The sequence below is a fragment of the Streptomyces sp. NPDC048254 genome (assembly GCF_043201895.1).
In the GTDB taxonomy this organism is placed as follows: Bacteria; Actinomycetota; Actinomycetes; order Streptomycetales; family Streptomycetaceae; genus Streptomyces.
The window spans coordinates 272945-288715 of the sequence record NZ_JBICZJ010000003.1 but is presented as its reverse complement, the minus strand read 5'-3'; the positions used below and the strand labels follow the sequence as shown (position 1 = coordinate 288715).

Sequence of the window (15771 nt, the reverse complement as noted above, 5' to 3'; positions counted from 1 at the left end):
CCGGAGTCCGAGGGCTCCGGGCGGCGGAGTCGAAAGGCGCTCAGATGCGGATACTCGTCGTCACCGTCGTCCACCACCCCGAGGACGCGCGCATACTGCACCGGCAGATCACCGCGCTGCGGGACCGGGGGCACCACGTCGTGTACGCGGCGCCGTTCTCGGCCCGCGAGGTGCGCCCCCGCGCCGACCTCGAAGGCATCGACCTGCCCCGGGCGGCGGGCCGCAGCCGCCGGGCGGCGGTGGGCGCGGCCCGCGCGCTGCTCGCCGACCGCGGCCACGAGGCGGACGTGATCCTCCTCCACGACCCGGAACTGCTCCTCGCCCTGCCCGGCACCCTGCGTCGCTGGCGGCGGTCCGAGGCGGCCCCGGTGGTCGTGTGGGACGTCCACGAGGACACCGCCGCCGCACTCGCGGTGAAACGCTGGGTGCCCCGGGTGCTCAGGCCGCCGCTGCGGCTCGGGGTGCGGGCGGCCGAGCGGCTTGCGGAACGCCATCTGCGGCTGCTGCTCGCCGAGGACGCCTACCAGGAGCGGTTCCGCCGCACCCACCCGGTGGTGCCCAACTTCACGACCGCACCGGTGCAGGCGCCCGAACCTCCCGGCAGCGAACGCGTCGTCTACGTCGGTCACCTGTCGCGGGCCCGCGGCGCGCTGGACCTGATCGAGACCGCCCGGCACCTGGGGCCGGGACTGCGCGTCGAGGTGGCCGGCGCGGCCGACCCGGACGTCCGGGACGTGCTCACGGCGGCCGACCGGGACGGCGTGCTGCGCTGGCACGGCTTCCTGCCCAACGACCGCGCCCTCGCGCTGCTCCCGGGCGCCCTGGCCGGCCTCTCCCTCCTGCACGACCAGCCCAACTACCGCCATTCACGGCCCACCAAGGTCGTCGAGTACATGGCGCACGGCGTCCCCGTCATCACCACGCCCACCCCGCTGGCGGCCGACATGGTCGAGCGGCACGGCTGCGGTCTCGTCGTCCCCTACGAGGATCCGCGCGCGGCAGCGGAGGCGATACGGCGGCTGGGCGCCGACGCGATACTGCGCCACACCGCGGCCCAGCGGGGCCGCGAGGCGGCCGTCACGCACTTCAACTGGCCCGACAAGGCGACCGAGTTCACGTCCCTGCTGGAGAGCTGGGTGCGGGAGCAGGCCGGTGCTGGGCGCGCGGGTGGCGCGGCTCGTACAAGGCGACCTCGCCTCCGCCCGGCAACCGGAAGCCGGTCACCCGGCCCCAGGCCGCGTCCTGGACGGGTCGGCTGAACTCCACGCCCTTCGCGGTGAGTTCCGCGGTCGTGGCGTCGAGGTCGTCGCACATCAGCATCAGCTCGTGCGACGGTTCGCCGCCGGCCGGATGGCAGGCCACCTCGGCCGGCGGCAGCTCGAAGATCAGCCAGCCGTGTCCGGCGTCGACGTGCGGCCAGTCCAGGACGTCCCGGAGGAAGGCACGGTCCGCCTCGGCGTCGCGTGTATAGATCACCACATGTGCCCCATTGATCACGCGCGGAGGCTAGCGGCGGACGGGGCGAACGGCAAGCACCCCACACCTACGCGTTGGACCAGCCCCGCTCGCAGAGCACGAGCCGGTATCCGTCCGGGTCCTCGACGGTGACGCCCCACCGGTTCCAGTACGGGTTCGGTGATGGCACCCGCTTGCCGCCGTGCTCCTCCAGCCGGGCGACCAGGTCGTCCGGCACCGGGCCGTCGACGTAGACCACCAGCAGGTCCTCCTCGGTGGGCCGCGGCTCGACGGGCCGGGCGGGCTCGTGGACCAGCTCCAGATGCCAGCCGGCGTCCGGCCAGCCCAGCATCAGGAGGTCGTGCTCGCCGGGTTCCGGTCCCCCCTCGGCCCGCCACACCACACCGAGCCCCAGCCCCCGCACCCAGAAACGCTCGGCCGCCGCGAGATCCCGGGAGGGCCGGGCGACGCGGATGTGACTGCGACCGTTCACGGGCATGGTGACCTCTTCCTGAGCTGCCGTTGCCTGCCCAGCAGCCTAGGCATCCGGCCCGCACGGAACCATCGGCCGATTGCCCTCGATCACAGGTCCTAGGCCCGGCCCTCAGGAGCCGTCAGGCGCGCGGAATGCCGTACGCCCGCTCCACGCGCAGCCGCAACACCAGCCGGCGGTCGCGGACCATCGCGGCGCGGTAGTCGTCCCAGTCGGGGTGTTCGCCCTGGACGTCTCGGTAGAGGCGGACGAGTTCCTCGACGGTCTCGTCGTAGGGTTCCTGGGCGACCGGCGAGAGCTCGGCGGTGCCCTCGGCGACCGTGTACGCCCACCGGTCGGGGCTGGTGACGTGGTACGAGGCACGCGGGTCCCGGCGCAGGTTGCGGGTCTTGGCGCGGTCGTCCGTGATCGAGACCCGGACGGTCCGCTCGTCCGGGTAGTACGCGTGGTTGACATTGGACAGCTGGGGGCGGCCATCGCTCTTGAGGGTGACCAGCACGCCGGCATGGCCTTCGGAGAGCAGCTTCAGAAGAGTGTCCTGGGTCATGCCTGGAACAACCCCGCGGCGCCCGCCCGGCATTCCCGCCACCCGATTCGGTAGACAGTGTCTACTGCCCCTTGGTAAACAGTGTCCATGAGCGAGTCCGACATGAGCTTGCGGGACCGGCTGGTCGACGTGGGCGTGGCCCTGGTGGCCGCCGAGGGCGCCGGGGCGCTGACCCTGCGGGAGATCGCCCGCCGGGCCGGGGTCTCGCACGGGGCACCGCGCCGCCACTTCCCCACGCATCTCGAACTGCTCTCCGCCATCGCACGCCGGGGCTTCACCGAACTGGCCGTACGCGCAGGGGAGGCGCGGGGTGACAAAAGGGCAGCGCCGGGCGCACAGGTCGCCGCGCTGGCCCGGGTGTACCTGGAGTTCGCGCGGGACAACCAGGGCATGTACGAGCTGATGTTCCGTCATGATCTGCTGGAGAGCGGTCACCTGCGGCTGCGGGAGACCAGCCTGCCGCTGTTCGGCCTGCTGGCGGACCTGGTCGGCCAGGCGCGTCCCGGTGCGGACGCATGGATCGTCGCGGGCGCCCTGTGGGCGAACCTGCACGGCATCGCCCAGCTGTGGGCCTGGGGCAGCCTCCGACTCGCCACCGGCGCCGACGACTTCGCGCCGCTGCTGCGTGCGGCGCTGGACGCCCACCTCGGGCCGGAGGCGGGCCGGTGAACAGGCGGCTGACGCTGGCGAGCAGTGTCGTGGGCGCCATGGTCGTCGCTCTGGACGGCACCGTCCTCACGGTCGCCCAGCCCACCCTGCAACGGGAGTTGCACGCATCCTTCGCCGAAGTGCAGTGGACCAGCACCGCCTATCTCATCGCGGTGGCGAGCCTGCTGGTGTGTGCCGGGCGGCTCGGCGACCGGTACGGGCAGCGGCGGATGTTCGGGCTGGGCATGCTCGGCTTCGGCGCCGCCTCCGCGGGCGTCGGCCTCGCGCCCGGGATCGGCTGGGTGATCGGACTGCGGGCAGTACAAGGTGTGTTCGGGGCACTGCTGCAACCGGCCACGCTCGGCATGCTGCGGGCCGGGTACCCGCCGGACCGGCTCGCCAGACCGCTCGCGGTGCGTACCGCGGCCATCGGACTGTCCGCCGCGGCCGGGCCGTTGGTCGGCGGCGCACTGGTGACGGGGCTGGGCTGGCGGGCGGTGTTCTTCCTCCATGTGCTGCCGGCGGCCGTCCTCGGGGTGCTCGCGCTGGCCCGGCGGGAGCAGGAGTCCGCGGTCCACACGTCGCTGGACGTGCCGGGCGCGGTGCTGCTGGCGGTGACCGCGGCCGGGTTGGTACACGGACTGGTCACCGGTACGCCGGTGAGCCTCGCGGTGGCCGTGGTCACCGGGGTGGCGTTCGTCCGGCACGAGCGGAGGTCGGCGAGTCCGCTGCTGCCGCCCGGGCTGATCGGCGCCCCGGCGGTCGGGGCGGCCCTCGGCATCCTGGTCGCCGCTTCGGCGGCCCTGTCCGGCACGCTCTTCGTCGCCGTGTACGCCCTGCAGCGCGCGCTCGGCCTCGATCCGTTCGCCAGCGCCCTGCGCAGTCTGCCGCTGCCGGTACTGATGGTGGGGTCCGCCGCCGCGTGCCCGGTCCTCCTGCGCCGCCTCGGCCCGCGCCGCACCACCGCGACGGCGATGGCGCTCCTCGCGCTCGGCGTCCTGCTGCTGATCCGGCCCTCGGCGGCGCCCGCGCTGTACGGCGGGTTCGGGCTGCTGGGTGCCGGGTTCGGCACCGTGATGGTGGCGGCGACCCAGGTCGTCGTACGGCGGGCGGAGGTGGGGTCGGCCGGGGTGGCGGGCGGGGTGCAGCAGACCGCGCTCAACCTCGGGCCTGCGTTGGGAGTGGCCGTGGCGGGCACGTTGGTGGGGTCAGGGGTCGTAAAGCCGCTGCTCGTACTGGCGTTCCTGGCCGCGCTCGGCGTGGCGGCCGCGTCTCCCTTACCCGGCGCCTCTTCTATAGCGTCCGTCACACCACACGCGGATGAGCGGGACCGTTTCCCTGTTCCTGCGCGACGATGAGGTCCGAGGTCGGACCGCACAGCGGGACGACACGACCCGAGGAGAGCGATGGCACAGCTGCGACAGGAAGTCGACCCCAGTGAGGTCGGGCTGGACGTGAAGGCGTTGGACCGCCTCGACCAGCACTTCGCCCACTACGTCGACGAAGGGCGCCTGCCCGGCTACCTGGTGGCCGTGGCGCGCGGCGGCCGGATCGCCCACCTCACCACGCAGGGCCACCGCGACCGCGCGGCCGGACTGCCCGTCGAGCCGGACACCATCTGGCGGGTGTACTCGATGACCAAGCCGGTCACCGCGGTGGCGATACTGCTGCTGGTGGAGGACGGCCTGCTGTCCCTGGACGACCCGGTCGGCCGCCTGCTGCCCGAGTTCGCCGATCCCCGGGTGTACGTGAGCGGTTCGGGCGACACCATGGTGACCCGGCCGGCCGACGGGCCGATCCTGATCCGGCATCTGCTCACCCACACCGCCGGGCTGACCTTCGCGTTCTACCACTCGCATCCGGTGGACGCCCGCTACCGCGAGGCGGGCCTGGAGTTCTCGGTGCCGACGGGCGCGGACCTCGCCGAGACCATGCAGGTGTACGCGCGGATGCCCCTCCAGTTCGAGCCGGGCACCCAGTGGAACTACTCCGTCGGCTTCAACGTGCTCAGCCGGGTCATCGAGGTGGTCTCCGGGCAGCGGCTCGACGAGTTCTTCGCGGACCGGATCTTCCGCCCGCTCGGCATGCCGGACGCGGGCCTGCACATCGAGCCCGAACAGGCCGACCGGCTCTCGGAGTTGTACGGCGAGACGGAGGACGGCGGCCTCGCGGCGATTCCCGGGCTGCCGTTGCGCGGTCGCCCCCGCCTGCTGTCCGGCAGCGGCGGCCTCGCGGCGACGGCCTACGACTACCACCGTTTCATGGAGATGCTGCGCCGGGGTGGCGAGCTGGACGGCGTCCGGCTGCTCTCCCCCGCCTCGGTCGGCCTGCTGTCCAGCAACCACCTGCCCGGCGGCACCGACCTGCGGGTCTTCGGCGCCCCGCCGCACCAGGAGCCCGGCAACGACGGCCTCGGCTTCGGCCTGGGCGTCTCGGTGGTGATCGACCCCGCCCGCACCCTCTCGCCGAGCAGCCCCGGCAGCTACGGCTGGACCGGTGCGGCCACCACCGCCTTCTGGGTCGACCCCACCCACGACCTGACCGTGCAGTTCCACACCCAGGTGCGCCCCAAGACCCTGAAGATCCTCCCGGAGCTGCGCCGGCTGGTCCACGAGACGATCCTGGACTGATCCAGGGCTGATCCAGGACTGATCCAGGACTGATCCAGGGCTGATCCAGGACTGGGACGTTCCCGGGTCAAGGGGCGTCCGGTCAGACCAGGTTGGTCTCCGGGCGGGAGGCGTCGGCGGCGAACCGGCCGGCGTCGAGTGGACGGACGTCGAGGAAGGGGGCGCGGCCCAGGTAGAGGTCGCGGATCACCTCGCCGACGGCCGGGCCCTGGAGGAAGCCGTGGCCGGAGAACCCGGTGGCGTACAGGAACCGGGAGACCGAGGTCGCCTCGCCGATCAGGGCGTTGTGGTCCGGGGTGTTCTCGTACAGGCCGGCCCAGCCGCCGGTGCGCCGCAGGTCGAGCAGGGCGGGCGCGCGCCGCTCCATCGCCGCGCACAGGCGCGGGATCCAGCGGTCGTGCGGGTCGGTGGCGAAGCCGGGCCGCTCGTCCGGGTCGGACATGCCGAGCAGTAGTCCCGGGCCCTCGGCGTGGAAGTACAGGCTGGTGCTGAAGTCGATGGTCATGGGCAGCGTCGGCGGCAGCCCCTGGACCGGTTCGGTGACCGCGATCTGACGGCGCAGCGGCTGTACGGGTAAGTCGACGCCGGCCATCGCGCCGACCGCCCGCGACCAGGCCCCGGCCGCGCAGACCACCGTGTCGGTGGCGATCCGGCCGAGGGTGGTGTGCACGGCGGTGACGAAGGCGCCGTCCCGTTCGATGCCGGTGACCTCGGTGTGGCGCAGTACCCGGGCGCCGTGGGCGCGGGCGGCGGCCGCGTAGCCGTGCACGACGGACTCGGGGGTGCAGTGGCCGTCGTCCGGGGAGTACGCGGCGGCCAGCAGTCCGTCGGTGGCGATCAGCGGGGAGAGCCGGGCCGCCTCTTTCGGGGTGAGCATCCGGCTGGGCACGCCGAGATGGTTCTGGAGGCGGACGCCGGCCTCGAAGGAGGCGACCTCCTCGGGGGTGGACAGGAGGAAGAGGTAGCCGACGCGGCGCAGCCCGATGTCGTACCCGATCTCCTGCCCGAAGCGGGCGAAGGCGGCCAGGCTGCGCGCGCCCAGCTGGATGTTGAGCTCGTCGGAGAACTGGGCGCGCACTCCGCCGGCGGCCTTCGAGGTGGATCCGGCGGCGAGTTCGTCCCGTTCGACGAGGACGACGTCACGGACTCCCGCGTTCGCCAGGTGGTAGGCGATGCTGGTGCCCATCACCCCACCGCCGATGATCACGACCTGGGCCCGAAGATTCACGCGTGCGCCTCCTGTCGGTCTCCCCTGTTCCTTCCCCGGGAGGGCACCCGGTACCTCAGGACCAGTGCGCGACCGCGTCCAGGTGGGGCAGCACGTGGTCGAGGCGCTCGCGCTTGGTCCGCAGGTACGTGATGTTGTTCTCGCACGGCTCGATCAGCAGCGGGACCGTCTCGGCGACCTCGATGCCGTGGCGTACCAGGGACTCGCGTTTGCGCGGGTTGTTGGACATCAGGCGGACCGAACTCACCCCGAGGTCGCGCAGGATGCCGGCGGCGACGCCGTAGTCGCGGGCGTCGACGGGCAGCCCGAGCGCGAGGTTGGCCTCGACCGTGTCGAGACCCTCCGCCTGGAGGGCCATCGCGCGCAGCTTGGCGAGCAGACCGATGCCGCGGCCCTCGTGTCCCCGCAGGTAGACGACGATGCCGCTGCCCTCTGCCACGACCGCGCGCAGGGCGGCGGCCAGCTGGTCGCCGCACTCGCAGTGCTGGGAGCCGAACGCGTCACCGGTCAGGCACTCCGAGTGCAGCCGGGTCAGCACCCGGTCGCTGTCGATGTCCCCGTAGACCAGGGCCACTTGTTCGTCACCGCGCTCGTGGTCCAGGTAGCCGATCGCCTGGAATTTCCCGTAAACGGTGGGCAGCGGTGCATTGACGACGCGTTCCACGCCCGAACGCCGTGGGGACTTCTTGCCGAGTACGCCGATGTTCTCTGTCATGATCTGATTCCTAAGAGGAGACGAAAGGCCGTGAAAAGATGAATGGTTCGGGCGCGCGTACGGCGGCATACGGCTTGTTGCCGGCGGACACCACGGAAGAGGTACGGACCAGGGGGGCGGGCGTTTCAACTCAGGTCGCCGTCCTTCCCGTGGGAAGCTTCGAACAGCACGGCCCCTTCCTGCCGCTGGCGACGGACACCCTCGTCGCCTGTGCCGTCGCCCGGGAGATCGCCGCCGCGTTCCCGGTGCACCTCCTTCCGCCGGTGACGGTCTCCTGCTCGCACGAGCACGCGGCCTGGCCGGGGACCGTCAGCATCTCCTCGGTGACCCTGCACGCGGTGGTCCGGGACATCGCAGAATCGTTGCACCGCTCGGGCGTCGAGGCACTGGTCGTGGTCAACGGCCACGGCGGCAACTACGTGCTGGGCAATGTCGTCCAGGAGGCGTCCGCACGGGGGGAGCGGATGGCGCTGTACCCGGCCGCGGAGGACTGGGAGACAGCGCTCGGACGGTCCGGGGTGGAGACCTCGGCGCTCACCGACATGCACGCGGGAGAAATCGAGACGTCGATTCTGCTGCACGCTCATCCCGAATTGGTCCGCCCTGGTCACGAGTCCGCCGATTTCACCGCTGACGACCGCCGTCATCTCCTCACCCTGGGAATGTCCGCCTATACCGAGTCGGGCGTCATCGGCCGTCCCTCCCTGGGGTCGGCGGAAAAGGGGAAGGAACTCCTGGCGAGCCTGGCCGACTCCTTCGGCGCGGTTTTCGAACTGCTCACCGCGGGGCGGGCGTAGCGCATCCCCGCGTACCAGCGGACGACCAGGACCACCAGCCCCGGCAGGGCCGCCACGAAGCTGAGCACGCCGTAGACGACGGCGGTGGCGAGCCCGCTGTCCGCGCCGAGGCCTGCCGCGGCGAACGCCCAGGCGGTGACGCCCTCCCGGGGGCCCCAGCCGCCGACGTTCAGCGGCAGGCCCATGGCGACCAGGGCGAGGACCGCGATCGGCGTCAGCGCCGCCACGGAGGCGGCGGAGCCGGCGACCCGGGCGGCCACCACGAACATCCCGACGTGCCCGGCGAGGACGACCGCCGAGGACAGCGCGACGCCCGGCCCGTTCCGCCGTGACAGCAGCGCCCGCCGGGCCTCGGCGAGCGTCGCGCGCAGGGCGCCGCCGCGCTTGCCCGGGGCCCGGTTCATGCGGATCGCGATCACGACCGCGCAGGCGCCCGCGAGGCCGGCCGCCACCAGCGGGGCGAAGCTGCGCGCCTCGGCGCGGACCGGCGAGGGCAGGATCAGCAGCGCGCCCGCGCCGAACACCGTCAACGCGATCTGTCCCGCGGTCCGTTCCAGGACGACCGCGCGCACCCCGCGCCCGACGTCGCCCTCGCTCTGCCCGTGCCTGACCGCCCGGTGTACATCGCCGAGCACCCCGCCGGGCAGGGCCGCGTTGAGGAACAGCGCGCGGTAGTAGTCGCCGACGGCGGGCCCGAGCGGCAGTCGCAGGCCGAGGCTGCGGGCCACCAACTGCCAGCGCCAGGCGCTCAGCACGGTCGTGACCGCGCCGATCACCAGGCCGATGACGAGCGTCGGGGTGTCGATGCGGCGCAGTCCGTCGAGGAAGACACCGGTGCCGAGCCGCCACAGCAGCACGGCGATGATGGCGACTCCGGCGGCGGTGCCCAGGTGGGTGCGCACGGCGCGGAAGTTGAGGCGTCGGGGCACGGTCACCGGGGTGACGGGGGCGGTCTCACGGACCAGGGTGGGGGTGGTCATGAGGTGCCTCCGGTCGGCCGGGCGAGCGCCAGCAGATCGCTGTGGTGCAGGACGACCCGCAGTTCACCGGCCGCGCAGGCGGCGAGCCGCTCGGCCAGGTAGGCCTGGGCGCGCTCGGCCAGTTCGGGGCGCTCCTCGACGGCCGCGCCGACCCAGCCGCGCAGCCACTGTTCGGTGAGTGCCTTCTCGTCGGGGCCGAGCCGCCAGGGGCTGGGGTGCACCTTGACGGTGGCGCCCCGGTCGGCGAACGCCTCGCAGGCGGCGGTGACCGCGTCCGGGCCGAGCATCCCGCCGCGCCGCTGGTGGGCGTTGAAGGCCTCCGTCAGTTCCGCGTCCAGCGGATGGGGCGTGCCGAACTCGACCCGTCCGGCGACCGACAGGGTGAGCAGGGCGGGGCAGCCGGCCCCGGCGCAGGCCTCCGCGAGGGTGTCGACCTCCTCCCTGGTGAGGACGTCAAGCAGCGCGGAGGCGGTCACCAGGGAGGCGCCTATCAGCGCGTCGGGGGTGAGCCGGGCGACGTCACCGCGGCGGGTCTCCACCGTGACCCGGCTGCCGTCGGCGGCCACCCGGGGCGAGGCGACGGCGGCGAAGTGCAGGAGGTAGGGGTCGCGGTCGTGCAGGATCCAGTGCTGCGCGCCGTCCAGGCGGGGGGCCAGCCAGCGGCCCATGGAGCCGGTGCCGCAGCCCAGGTCGTGCACGACGAACCCGCCGGCCCTGCCGGGCAGGTTGGCCAGCCGGATCCGCAGCGGGTCCAGCAGATCGTGCGCCCGGGCGGCCGCGTCCGCGCTCTCCCGCAGCTCCAGCCACTCGGGGGCGTACCGCGGCGGCTCCTCGGGCTCGCTCTCGCGCAGGCGTACGGTGGCCCGCTCGCCCAGGCGTACGACGGGGCCGGCCCCGGCTATCACCTCGGACTGTCCGGGCTCCCCGGAAGCTGCGGCATCCATGTGCTCTCGTCCCACCCCTGCATCCGTAACTTCCCTGGGCCCGGGCTGCGCGGGGATCGCGCCGACCGGAGTAGTGGTCGTCGTCTCGCTGGTCATGCCGCCCTCCGGGGTTCGTCGGGGAGCCTCAGCAGGACTCCGGCCAGGCTGCGGGCGGTGGTCGCCCAGCCGTCGAGCGCCGCCCGCCGGCCGCGCGCGGCGGCCTTCAGACGACGGCGTACGTCCGCCTCGCCGAACCAGCCGCGCAGTTCGGCGGCGAGCGCGGCGGGGTCCTCCGGCGGCACGAGGATGCCGGGTACCCCGCCGTCGGGAGCCCTACCGACCGCCTCCGGCAGGCCGCCGACGTCGGTGGCGAGCACCGGGATGCCCCGGGCGAGGGCCTCGGTGACCGCCATGCCGTAGGTCTCGGCGTACGAGGTGAGGACCATCAGGTCGGCGGCGGCGTAACTGGCGTCGAGGTCGGCGCCGGAGCGGGGGCCGGCGAGGTGCAGCCGGTCCGTCAGGCCGTGCCGGGCGATCAGCGACCGCAGATGGGCGACGTACTCGGGGTCCTGGCCGAGGCCGCCGACGCAGGTGCAGGTCCACGGCAGGTCCCGGACCGCCGCGAGCGCCTCGACCAGCCGGTGCTGGCCCTTGCGCGGGGTGACGGCGGCGACGCACACCAGGTGCGAGACCCCGTCGGTGCCGCCGGCCAGCGGGGCGATGTCGGCACCCGGGGTGGCGACGTGCACCCGTTCGGGTGCCAGGCCGTGGTGCGAGACCAGCCGTCGTACCGCCCAGTCGCTGGTCGCCACCACGGCCGGCACGGCGCGCAGCACCGCGCGCTCCCGGGCGTCCAGGTCGGCGGCCACGGCCGGATCCAGTCCGGTCTCGTCACCGAGCGGCAGGTGCACCAGGACGGCGAGCCGCAGCCGTTCGGCCTCCGGTACGACGATCTCGGGGACTCCGCACGCCACCAGGCCGTCGAGGAGGACGACCGCCCCGTCCGGCATGTCCCGCAGGGTGCGGGCGAGGGTGTCCCGGGCGGCCGCGTCGGGGCGCGGCCAGGAGCCGGACACCGCGTGCCTGGTGACCTGCCAGCCGAAGCCGGGCAGGTCCAGGCAGACCCGCCGGTCGTAGGCGTTGCCGCCGCTCGGGGTGGCCAGGTCGTCGACACCACCGGGCATGACGAAGTGCACGATGCGCAGGGACATGGGGAGGATCCCGATGTTCGCGGGGGCGTTCTCGCCGGCCGGGTCGGTGGTCGCCGCGCGCTGCGCGGGCACGTAGGTGAGGGCCGGTGCCCGGCCGATGGTCACGTCGGTCACAGGGCACGCTCGTAACTCGCCCAGGCGACGTGCGACTCGTGCAGGGTGACGGTCAGGCCCGCGAGGCCCCGGGCGCCCTCACCTAGGGCGCCCTTCTCGATCCGCTCGGCGAGCCGGTCGGCGATGACCTTGGCCAGGAACTCCGTGGAGGTGTTGATCCCGGCGAAGTCCGGCTCGTGGTCCAGGTTTCGGTAGTTCAGCTCGCTGACCACGGCGCCGAGTTCCTGGGTGGCAAGACCGATGTCGACGACAATGTTGTCGTCGTCCAGCTGCTCACGGCGGAAGGTGGCGTCCACGAGGAACGTGGCGCCGTGCAGGCGCTGCGCGGGCCCGAACACGTCGCCGCGGAAGCTGTGGGCGATCATGATGTGATCGCGGACGGTGATGCTGAACAACGGACGACCCTCCAGGTGCGGCGCGTCTGGTCCCTCGGCTGATCCCTGCCGGGGGATGCCCTTAATACGGCTCTTGGCTTCCCCGTGTTCAGTCCACTCTCACTCTTTTCTCAGGTCAGGACCTCTTGGCCGCCCGCATTGGACATTCCGTCAGCCGACGTCGCCGTAGCGGACCCGGTGGCAGAGCGCCGGGATCTCCCCCGAGGCGAGTTTCGGGAGCACTTCCGGCAGCTCTTCGAACGCGCTTTCTCCGGTGATGAGGGCGTCCAGCGCCGGATCGGCGAGCAGGTCAAGGGCCAGGGCGAGCCGGTCGGCGTAGGTACGGCCGGCGCGGGCGGCCGGGGAGACGGTGCCGACCTGGCTGCTGCGCACGGTGAGGCGGCGGGAGTGGAAGGCCTCGCCGAGCGGCAGGGCGATGCGCCGGTCGCCGTACCAGCTCAGTTCGAGGACCGTGCCCTCGGGGGCCAGGAGCTCCAGGGCGCGGGTGAGGCCCTGCTCGGTGGCGCTGGCGTGGACGACCAGGTCGCAGCCGTCCAGGGCGTCCTCGGGCGTCGCGAAGTCCACGCCCAGCGCCTCGGCGGTCTTGGCGCGGGCCGGGTCGGCGTCGACCAGCTGGAGCCGTACGCCGGGGAAGCGGGCGAGCAGGGCGGCGACCGAGCAGCCGACCATGCCGCCGCCGATCACCGCGATCCGGTCGCCGGCGAGGGGCGCGGCGTCCCAGAGGGCGTTCACGGCGGTCTCCACGGTGCCCGCGAGCACCGCACGCGCCGGTGGTACCCGCTCCGGTACCACCGTCACCGCGGTCACCGGAACGACGTAACGCGTCTGATGCGGATACAGGCAGAACACCGTACGCCCGATCAGCTCAGCGGGGCCCGCCTCTACGACGCCGACGCTGAGGTAGCCGTACTTCACCGGCCCGGGGAACTCGCCCTCCTGGAACGGCGCCCGCATCACCGCGTGTTGGCTCTCCGGCACCCCGCCGCGGAACACCAGTGTCTCGGTGCCCCGGCTGACTCCGGAGTACAGCGCGCGCACCAGCACCTCGCCCTCGGCGGGCTCGGTGAGGGTGACGTCACGCAGCTCTCCGCGGCCTGGAGAGCGGAGCCAGAACGCGCGGGCCGAGCGGTTCATCGGCATCCTCCTGAACGATCGGGAAGTTGTTCACGTACCGAGATGTGCACAGCAAGAAGTGCACAGGCCGCGCACAGTACGCGGCGTTGATCGACTCTGTCACTCGGCCGGAGGACGTGCGGTGGCCCTGAACAACACTTACGAAGCCAGGCTGGTCCAGCAGGAGACCGCTGTGGGAGCGGGCGTACAGATCCTGTTGCTGGTCCTGCTCGGATCGGCGATCGGCATGGGGCCGGCCGGATGGCTGACGGGGCTCGCGTTCGCGGTGGCCACCTGGGCGGTGCTCTCCCGGGCCCTGCACCGCACCCGGCCGCGCACCTTCGGCCCGGCGAACCGGGTCACCCTCGGCCGCGCGATCCTGGTCGGCGGGGTGACGGCCCTGGTCGCCGACTCCTTCGAGAGCTCCCCGCCGGTCTCCCTCCTGGTCGGCCTGACCGCCGTCGCCCTCATCCTCGACGGCGTCGACGGCAAGGTGGCCCGTCACACGGGTACCTCGACGGCCCTGGGCGCGCGCTTCGACATGGAGGTCGACGCGTTCCTGATCCTGGTGCTGAGCGTGTACGTCTCGACGCAGCTGGGCCCGTGGGTGCTGCTGATCGGCGCGATGCGCTACGCGTTCGTCGCGGCGGCGAAGGTCGCGCCCTGGCTGAACGCCCCGCTGCCGCCGTCGATGGCCCGCAAGACCGTCGCCGCGATCCAGGGCATCTGCCTGCTCCTCGCGGGCGCGGACCTGCTCCCGTACCTGGCCAACCTGGGGGTGGCGCTGCTGGCCCTCGGCTCCCTGCTGTGGTCGTTCGGGCGCGATGTGGTGTGGCTGTGGCGCAACTCTCGGGAGGCGACGGTGACGGCGCCGGAGGCGACGCCGACGGTGGCCGCGGTCGCGGAGGAGGACCGGGTGGAGGCCCGGGCGGCCGAGATGCGGCTGACGGTGCGCGTGGAAGCGCGGGTCGAGGTGCGCGCGGAGGAGATGGAGATGCTGGAACTGGCGGTTCGGTGAACTGACCGAGCACGGCGCAAGGGCCCGGACCGGGGGATGGTCCGGGCCCCTGTTGTTTGCCTACGAGCGTGGGCCAACGCGTGTAGGCCTACGGCCGTTGGCGCCTACGACCCTGCTCCCCGCGTCCGTACGAAGGCGAACGCGGCCGCGGCCAGGCCCAGTGCGCCGACGATCAGGCCCGCGATGCCGAGGCCCCGCGCGGTGGAGTCGCTGGAGTCGGCCGACGCGGTCGGCGTCGCCTTGGCACTGCTCTGCGTCGCCGGTGCGGTCGAGGTCGTGGCGTCGTCCCCCGCCGTCAGCTTGATCGTCGGCGCCGGGTTCTCCGGCTCCTCGCCTCCGCTCCCGGCCTCCTCGATCCAGCGCACGACCTTGCCGTCGGAATACGTCTGCAGGGTCTTGAACGTCAGCTGACCGGTGTCCTCGGGCAGCTGACCGAAGGCCACGTCGAAGTCCTCGAACTGCCCCGCCCCGATCTTCCCGCCGGTCCAGGTGATCTCGGAGGCGGCTTCGGTGATGGTCCCGTCGTCCGTCTTCACCGGCGTCTTGAGCTTGGTCGTGGTCACCTTGGCGGTCCAGCCGTCCCCCGGGGACACCAGGACACCCAGAACCGGATGGTCGGTGGGCAGGAACACCTGCACCTTCGTGGTGGAAGCCGTGTCCTCCTCATTGGGCACACGGAACGTCAGCACACCGTCCGTGGCCCCCTTGGCATAACTCTCGGGATGGACGGTGACATGCGCGGAGGCGACACCGGCGGCGACGAGGACCGACGCGGCGGTGAGCGCGGTGACGGTGGCGGCACGGCGCAGGGCAGAGTTGGCAGACATGGGCGAGGGATCTCCGTACGAGTGAAGTCTGTTAGAGAGTCTTACGGGTGTTAGACCGGGTACGGGATCGCGGAAGGGGGGCCGCGCCGGCTCACCGCGTGCCGCAGCGCGAGCAGCCGACGGGGACGTATCGGATCGGCCGGGGCCCGGAGCGGGCCGGCGGCCGGGGCGGGCAGCGGGGCGTCGCACCACCAGGCGGCCAGACCGGGTACGAGGGCCGCCGCGCGGCGCAACAGCGACCACAGCGCGGCCTCGCCGCACCGCAGCCACCAGGAGGCGACCAGGGCGGCGAGAACGTGGGCGCCGGTGGCGTGCGCGGTCAGGGCGTGCGGGTGGTGCACCATGCCGTCCATGACGTGACCGTGCATGCGCATGTGGGCCATGGTCATGGTGGGCGCGGGAGCCGGGGTGAACGCGCGGGCCGCGTCGAAGCCGAAGTGCAGGCCGGCCTGGGTGAGCAGCATGCCGAAGCCGATCTCCGGCAGTCCGCGCTCCCGCCCCGCGAGGGCGCGCCCCAGGCCGAAGACGGCGACGAATCCGGCCGCGTCGGCCCACAGCGGCGGCATGGCACCCATGGCGAGGCCGTGACCGGCGGCAGCCAGGAGCACGCACACCGCGGCGAACACCGCGGCACGCAGGCTCCGCACCGCCGGTGACGCATTCATGGTGAGCGATCC

General features: G+C 72.9%; 16 protein-coding genes and 2 pseudogenes. 6 read left to right on the top strand and 12 right to left on the bottom strand.

All coding sequences use genetic code 11. The features are described 5' to 3' along the window. Nucleotides 1-44 precede the first annotated feature (44 nt). The gene (locus tag ACGFZQ_RS11035) at nt 45-1259 is read left to right on the top strand and encodes a glycosyltransferase (RefSeq protein ID WP_393840073.1); all 1215 of its coding nucleotides are present in this window, start codon (nt 45-47) and stop codon (nt 1257-1259) included. Here ACGFZQ_RS11035 and ACGFZQ_RS11030 read toward each other — a convergent pair. The 3 genes and pseudogenes from ACGFZQ_RS11030 to ACGFZQ_RS11020 form a co-directional block, all read right to left on the bottom strand. After that, nucleotides 1258-1476: pseudogene (locus ACGFZQ_RS11030) on the bottom strand (VOC family protein); the annotation flags it as partial. The gene ACGFZQ_RS11035 and the pseudogene ACGFZQ_RS11030 overlap by 2 nt on opposite strands. Nucleotides 1477-1543: 67 nt before the next feature. After that, nucleotides 1544-1954, bottom strand: a complete 411-nt coding sequence (locus tag ACGFZQ_RS11025) for a VOC family protein (RefSeq protein WP_351730614.1) — start codon at nt 1952-1954, stop codon at nt 1544-1546. A gap of 115 nt (nt 1955-2069) precedes the next feature. Further along, entirely contained in the window at nt 2070-2495 is a 426-nt protein-coding gene (locus ACGFZQ_RS11020; protein ID WP_393840072.1) for a PPOX class F420-dependent oxidoreductase, read from the bottom strand. Between the two features lie 87 nt (nt 2496-2582). Between ACGFZQ_RS11020 and ACGFZQ_RS11015 the strand changes: the two genes are divergently transcribed. The 3 genes from ACGFZQ_RS11015 to ACGFZQ_RS11005 are packed head-to-tail and all read left to right on the top strand — an operon-like array spanning nt 2583 to nt 5773. Further along, nucleotides 2583-3164, top strand: coding sequence for a TetR/AcrR family transcriptional regulator (locus tag ACGFZQ_RS11015; protein WP_393840071.1), 582 nt, complete (start codon nt 2583-2585; stop codon nt 3162-3164). Then, nucleotides 3161-4501, top strand: coding sequence for an MFS transporter (locus ACGFZQ_RS11010; protein WP_393840070.1), 1341 nt, complete (start codon nt 3161-3163; stop codon nt 4499-4501). The genes ACGFZQ_RS11015 and ACGFZQ_RS11010 overlap by 4 nt, the downstream gene beginning before the upstream one ends. A gap of 48 nt (nt 4502-4549) precedes the next feature. After that, nucleotides 4550-5773 carry a serine hydrolase domain-containing protein gene (locus ACGFZQ_RS11005; protein WP_393840069.1) on the top strand — a complete coding sequence of 408 codons (1224 nt, stop codon included), beginning with the start codon at nt 4550-4552 and terminating at the stop codon, nt 5771-5773. A gap of 82 nt (nt 5774-5855) precedes the next feature. Here the strand turns inward: ACGFZQ_RS11005 and ACGFZQ_RS11000 are convergent, their stop codons facing one another. Both ACGFZQ_RS11000 and ribA read right to left on the bottom strand, forming a co-directional pair. Continuing rightward, nucleotides 5856-7001: an FAD-binding oxidoreductase gene (locus tag ACGFZQ_RS11000; protein ID WP_351730602.1), complete on the bottom strand. Its 1146-nt coding sequence runs from the start codon at nt 6999-7001 to the stop codon at nt 5856-5858. A gap of 55 nt (nt 7002-7056) precedes the next feature. Next, entirely contained in the window at nt 7057-7716 is a 660-nt protein-coding gene (gene ribA, locus ACGFZQ_RS10995) for a GTP cyclohydrolase II (protein WP_351730600.1), read from the bottom strand. A 38-nt stretch (nt 7717-7754) separates the two neighbouring features. On the opposite strand from ribA, the gene ACGFZQ_RS10990 reads away from it, so the two are divergent. Beyond that, nucleotides 7755-8513 carry a creatininase family protein gene (locus ACGFZQ_RS10990; protein WP_393840068.1) on the top strand — a complete coding sequence of 253 codons (759 nt, stop codon included), beginning with the start codon at nt 7755-7757 and terminating at the stop codon, nt 8511-8513. A 98-nt stretch (nt 8514-8611) separates the two neighbouring features. On the opposite strand, the pseudogene ACGFZQ_RS10985 reads toward ACGFZQ_RS10990, so the two are convergent. From ACGFZQ_RS10985 to ACGFZQ_RS10965, 5 genes and pseudogenes are all read right to left on the bottom strand, one after another. Continuing rightward, a pseudogene (locus ACGFZQ_RS10985) lies at nt 8612-9493 on the bottom strand (YbhN family protein); the annotation flags it as partial. Further along, the gene (locus ACGFZQ_RS10980) at nt 9490-10437 is read right to left on the bottom strand and encodes an SAM-dependent methyltransferase (protein ID WP_393840067.1); all 948 of its coding nucleotides are present in this window, start codon (nt 10435-10437) and stop codon (nt 9490-9492) included. The gene ACGFZQ_RS10980 and the pseudogene ACGFZQ_RS10985, both read right to left, overlap by 4 nt. 92 nt (nt 10438-10529) lie before the next feature. After that, on the bottom strand, nt 10530-11741 hold the full coding sequence (locus ACGFZQ_RS10975; RefSeq protein ID WP_393840066.1) for a glycosyltransferase family 4 protein: 1212 nt from the start codon (nt 11739-11741) through the stop codon (nt 10530-10532). After that, entirely contained in the window at nt 11738-12136 is a 399-nt protein-coding gene (locus ACGFZQ_RS10970) for a 6-pyruvoyl tetrahydropterin synthase family protein (protein WP_393840065.1), read from the bottom strand. The genes ACGFZQ_RS10975 and ACGFZQ_RS10970 overlap by 4 nt, the downstream gene beginning before the upstream one ends. A gap of 150 nt (nt 12137-12286) precedes the next feature. Continuing rightward, entirely contained in the window at nt 12287-13270 is a 984-nt protein-coding gene (locus ACGFZQ_RS10965; RefSeq protein ID WP_393840064.1) for a dehydrogenase, read from the bottom strand. Between the two features lie 121 nt (nt 13271-13391). Here ACGFZQ_RS10965 and ACGFZQ_RS10960 point away from each other — a divergent pair, with 121 nt between their 5' ends. Beyond that, nucleotides 13392-14267, top strand: a complete 876-nt coding sequence (locus ACGFZQ_RS10960; protein ID WP_393840063.1) for a CDP-alcohol phosphatidyltransferase family protein — start codon at nt 13392-13394, stop codon at nt 14265-14267. A 104-nt stretch (nt 14268-14371) separates the two neighbouring features. Here the strand turns inward: ACGFZQ_RS10960 and ACGFZQ_RS10955 are convergent, their stop codons facing one another. Together ACGFZQ_RS10955 and ACGFZQ_RS10950 are read right to left on the bottom strand one after the other, a co-directional pair. Next, nucleotides 14372-15094 carry a YcnI family protein gene (locus ACGFZQ_RS10955; RefSeq protein ID WP_393840062.1) on the bottom strand — a complete coding sequence of 241 codons (723 nt, stop codon included), beginning with the start codon at nt 15092-15094 and terminating at the stop codon, nt 14372-14374. A 50-nt stretch (nt 15095-15144) separates the two neighbouring features. Then, nucleotides 15145-15759 carry a hypothetical protein gene (locus ACGFZQ_RS10950; protein WP_393840061.1) on the bottom strand — a complete coding sequence of 205 codons (615 nt, stop codon included), beginning with the start codon at nt 15757-15759 and terminating at the stop codon, nt 15145-15147. Nucleotides 15760-15771 lie beyond the last annotated feature (12 nt).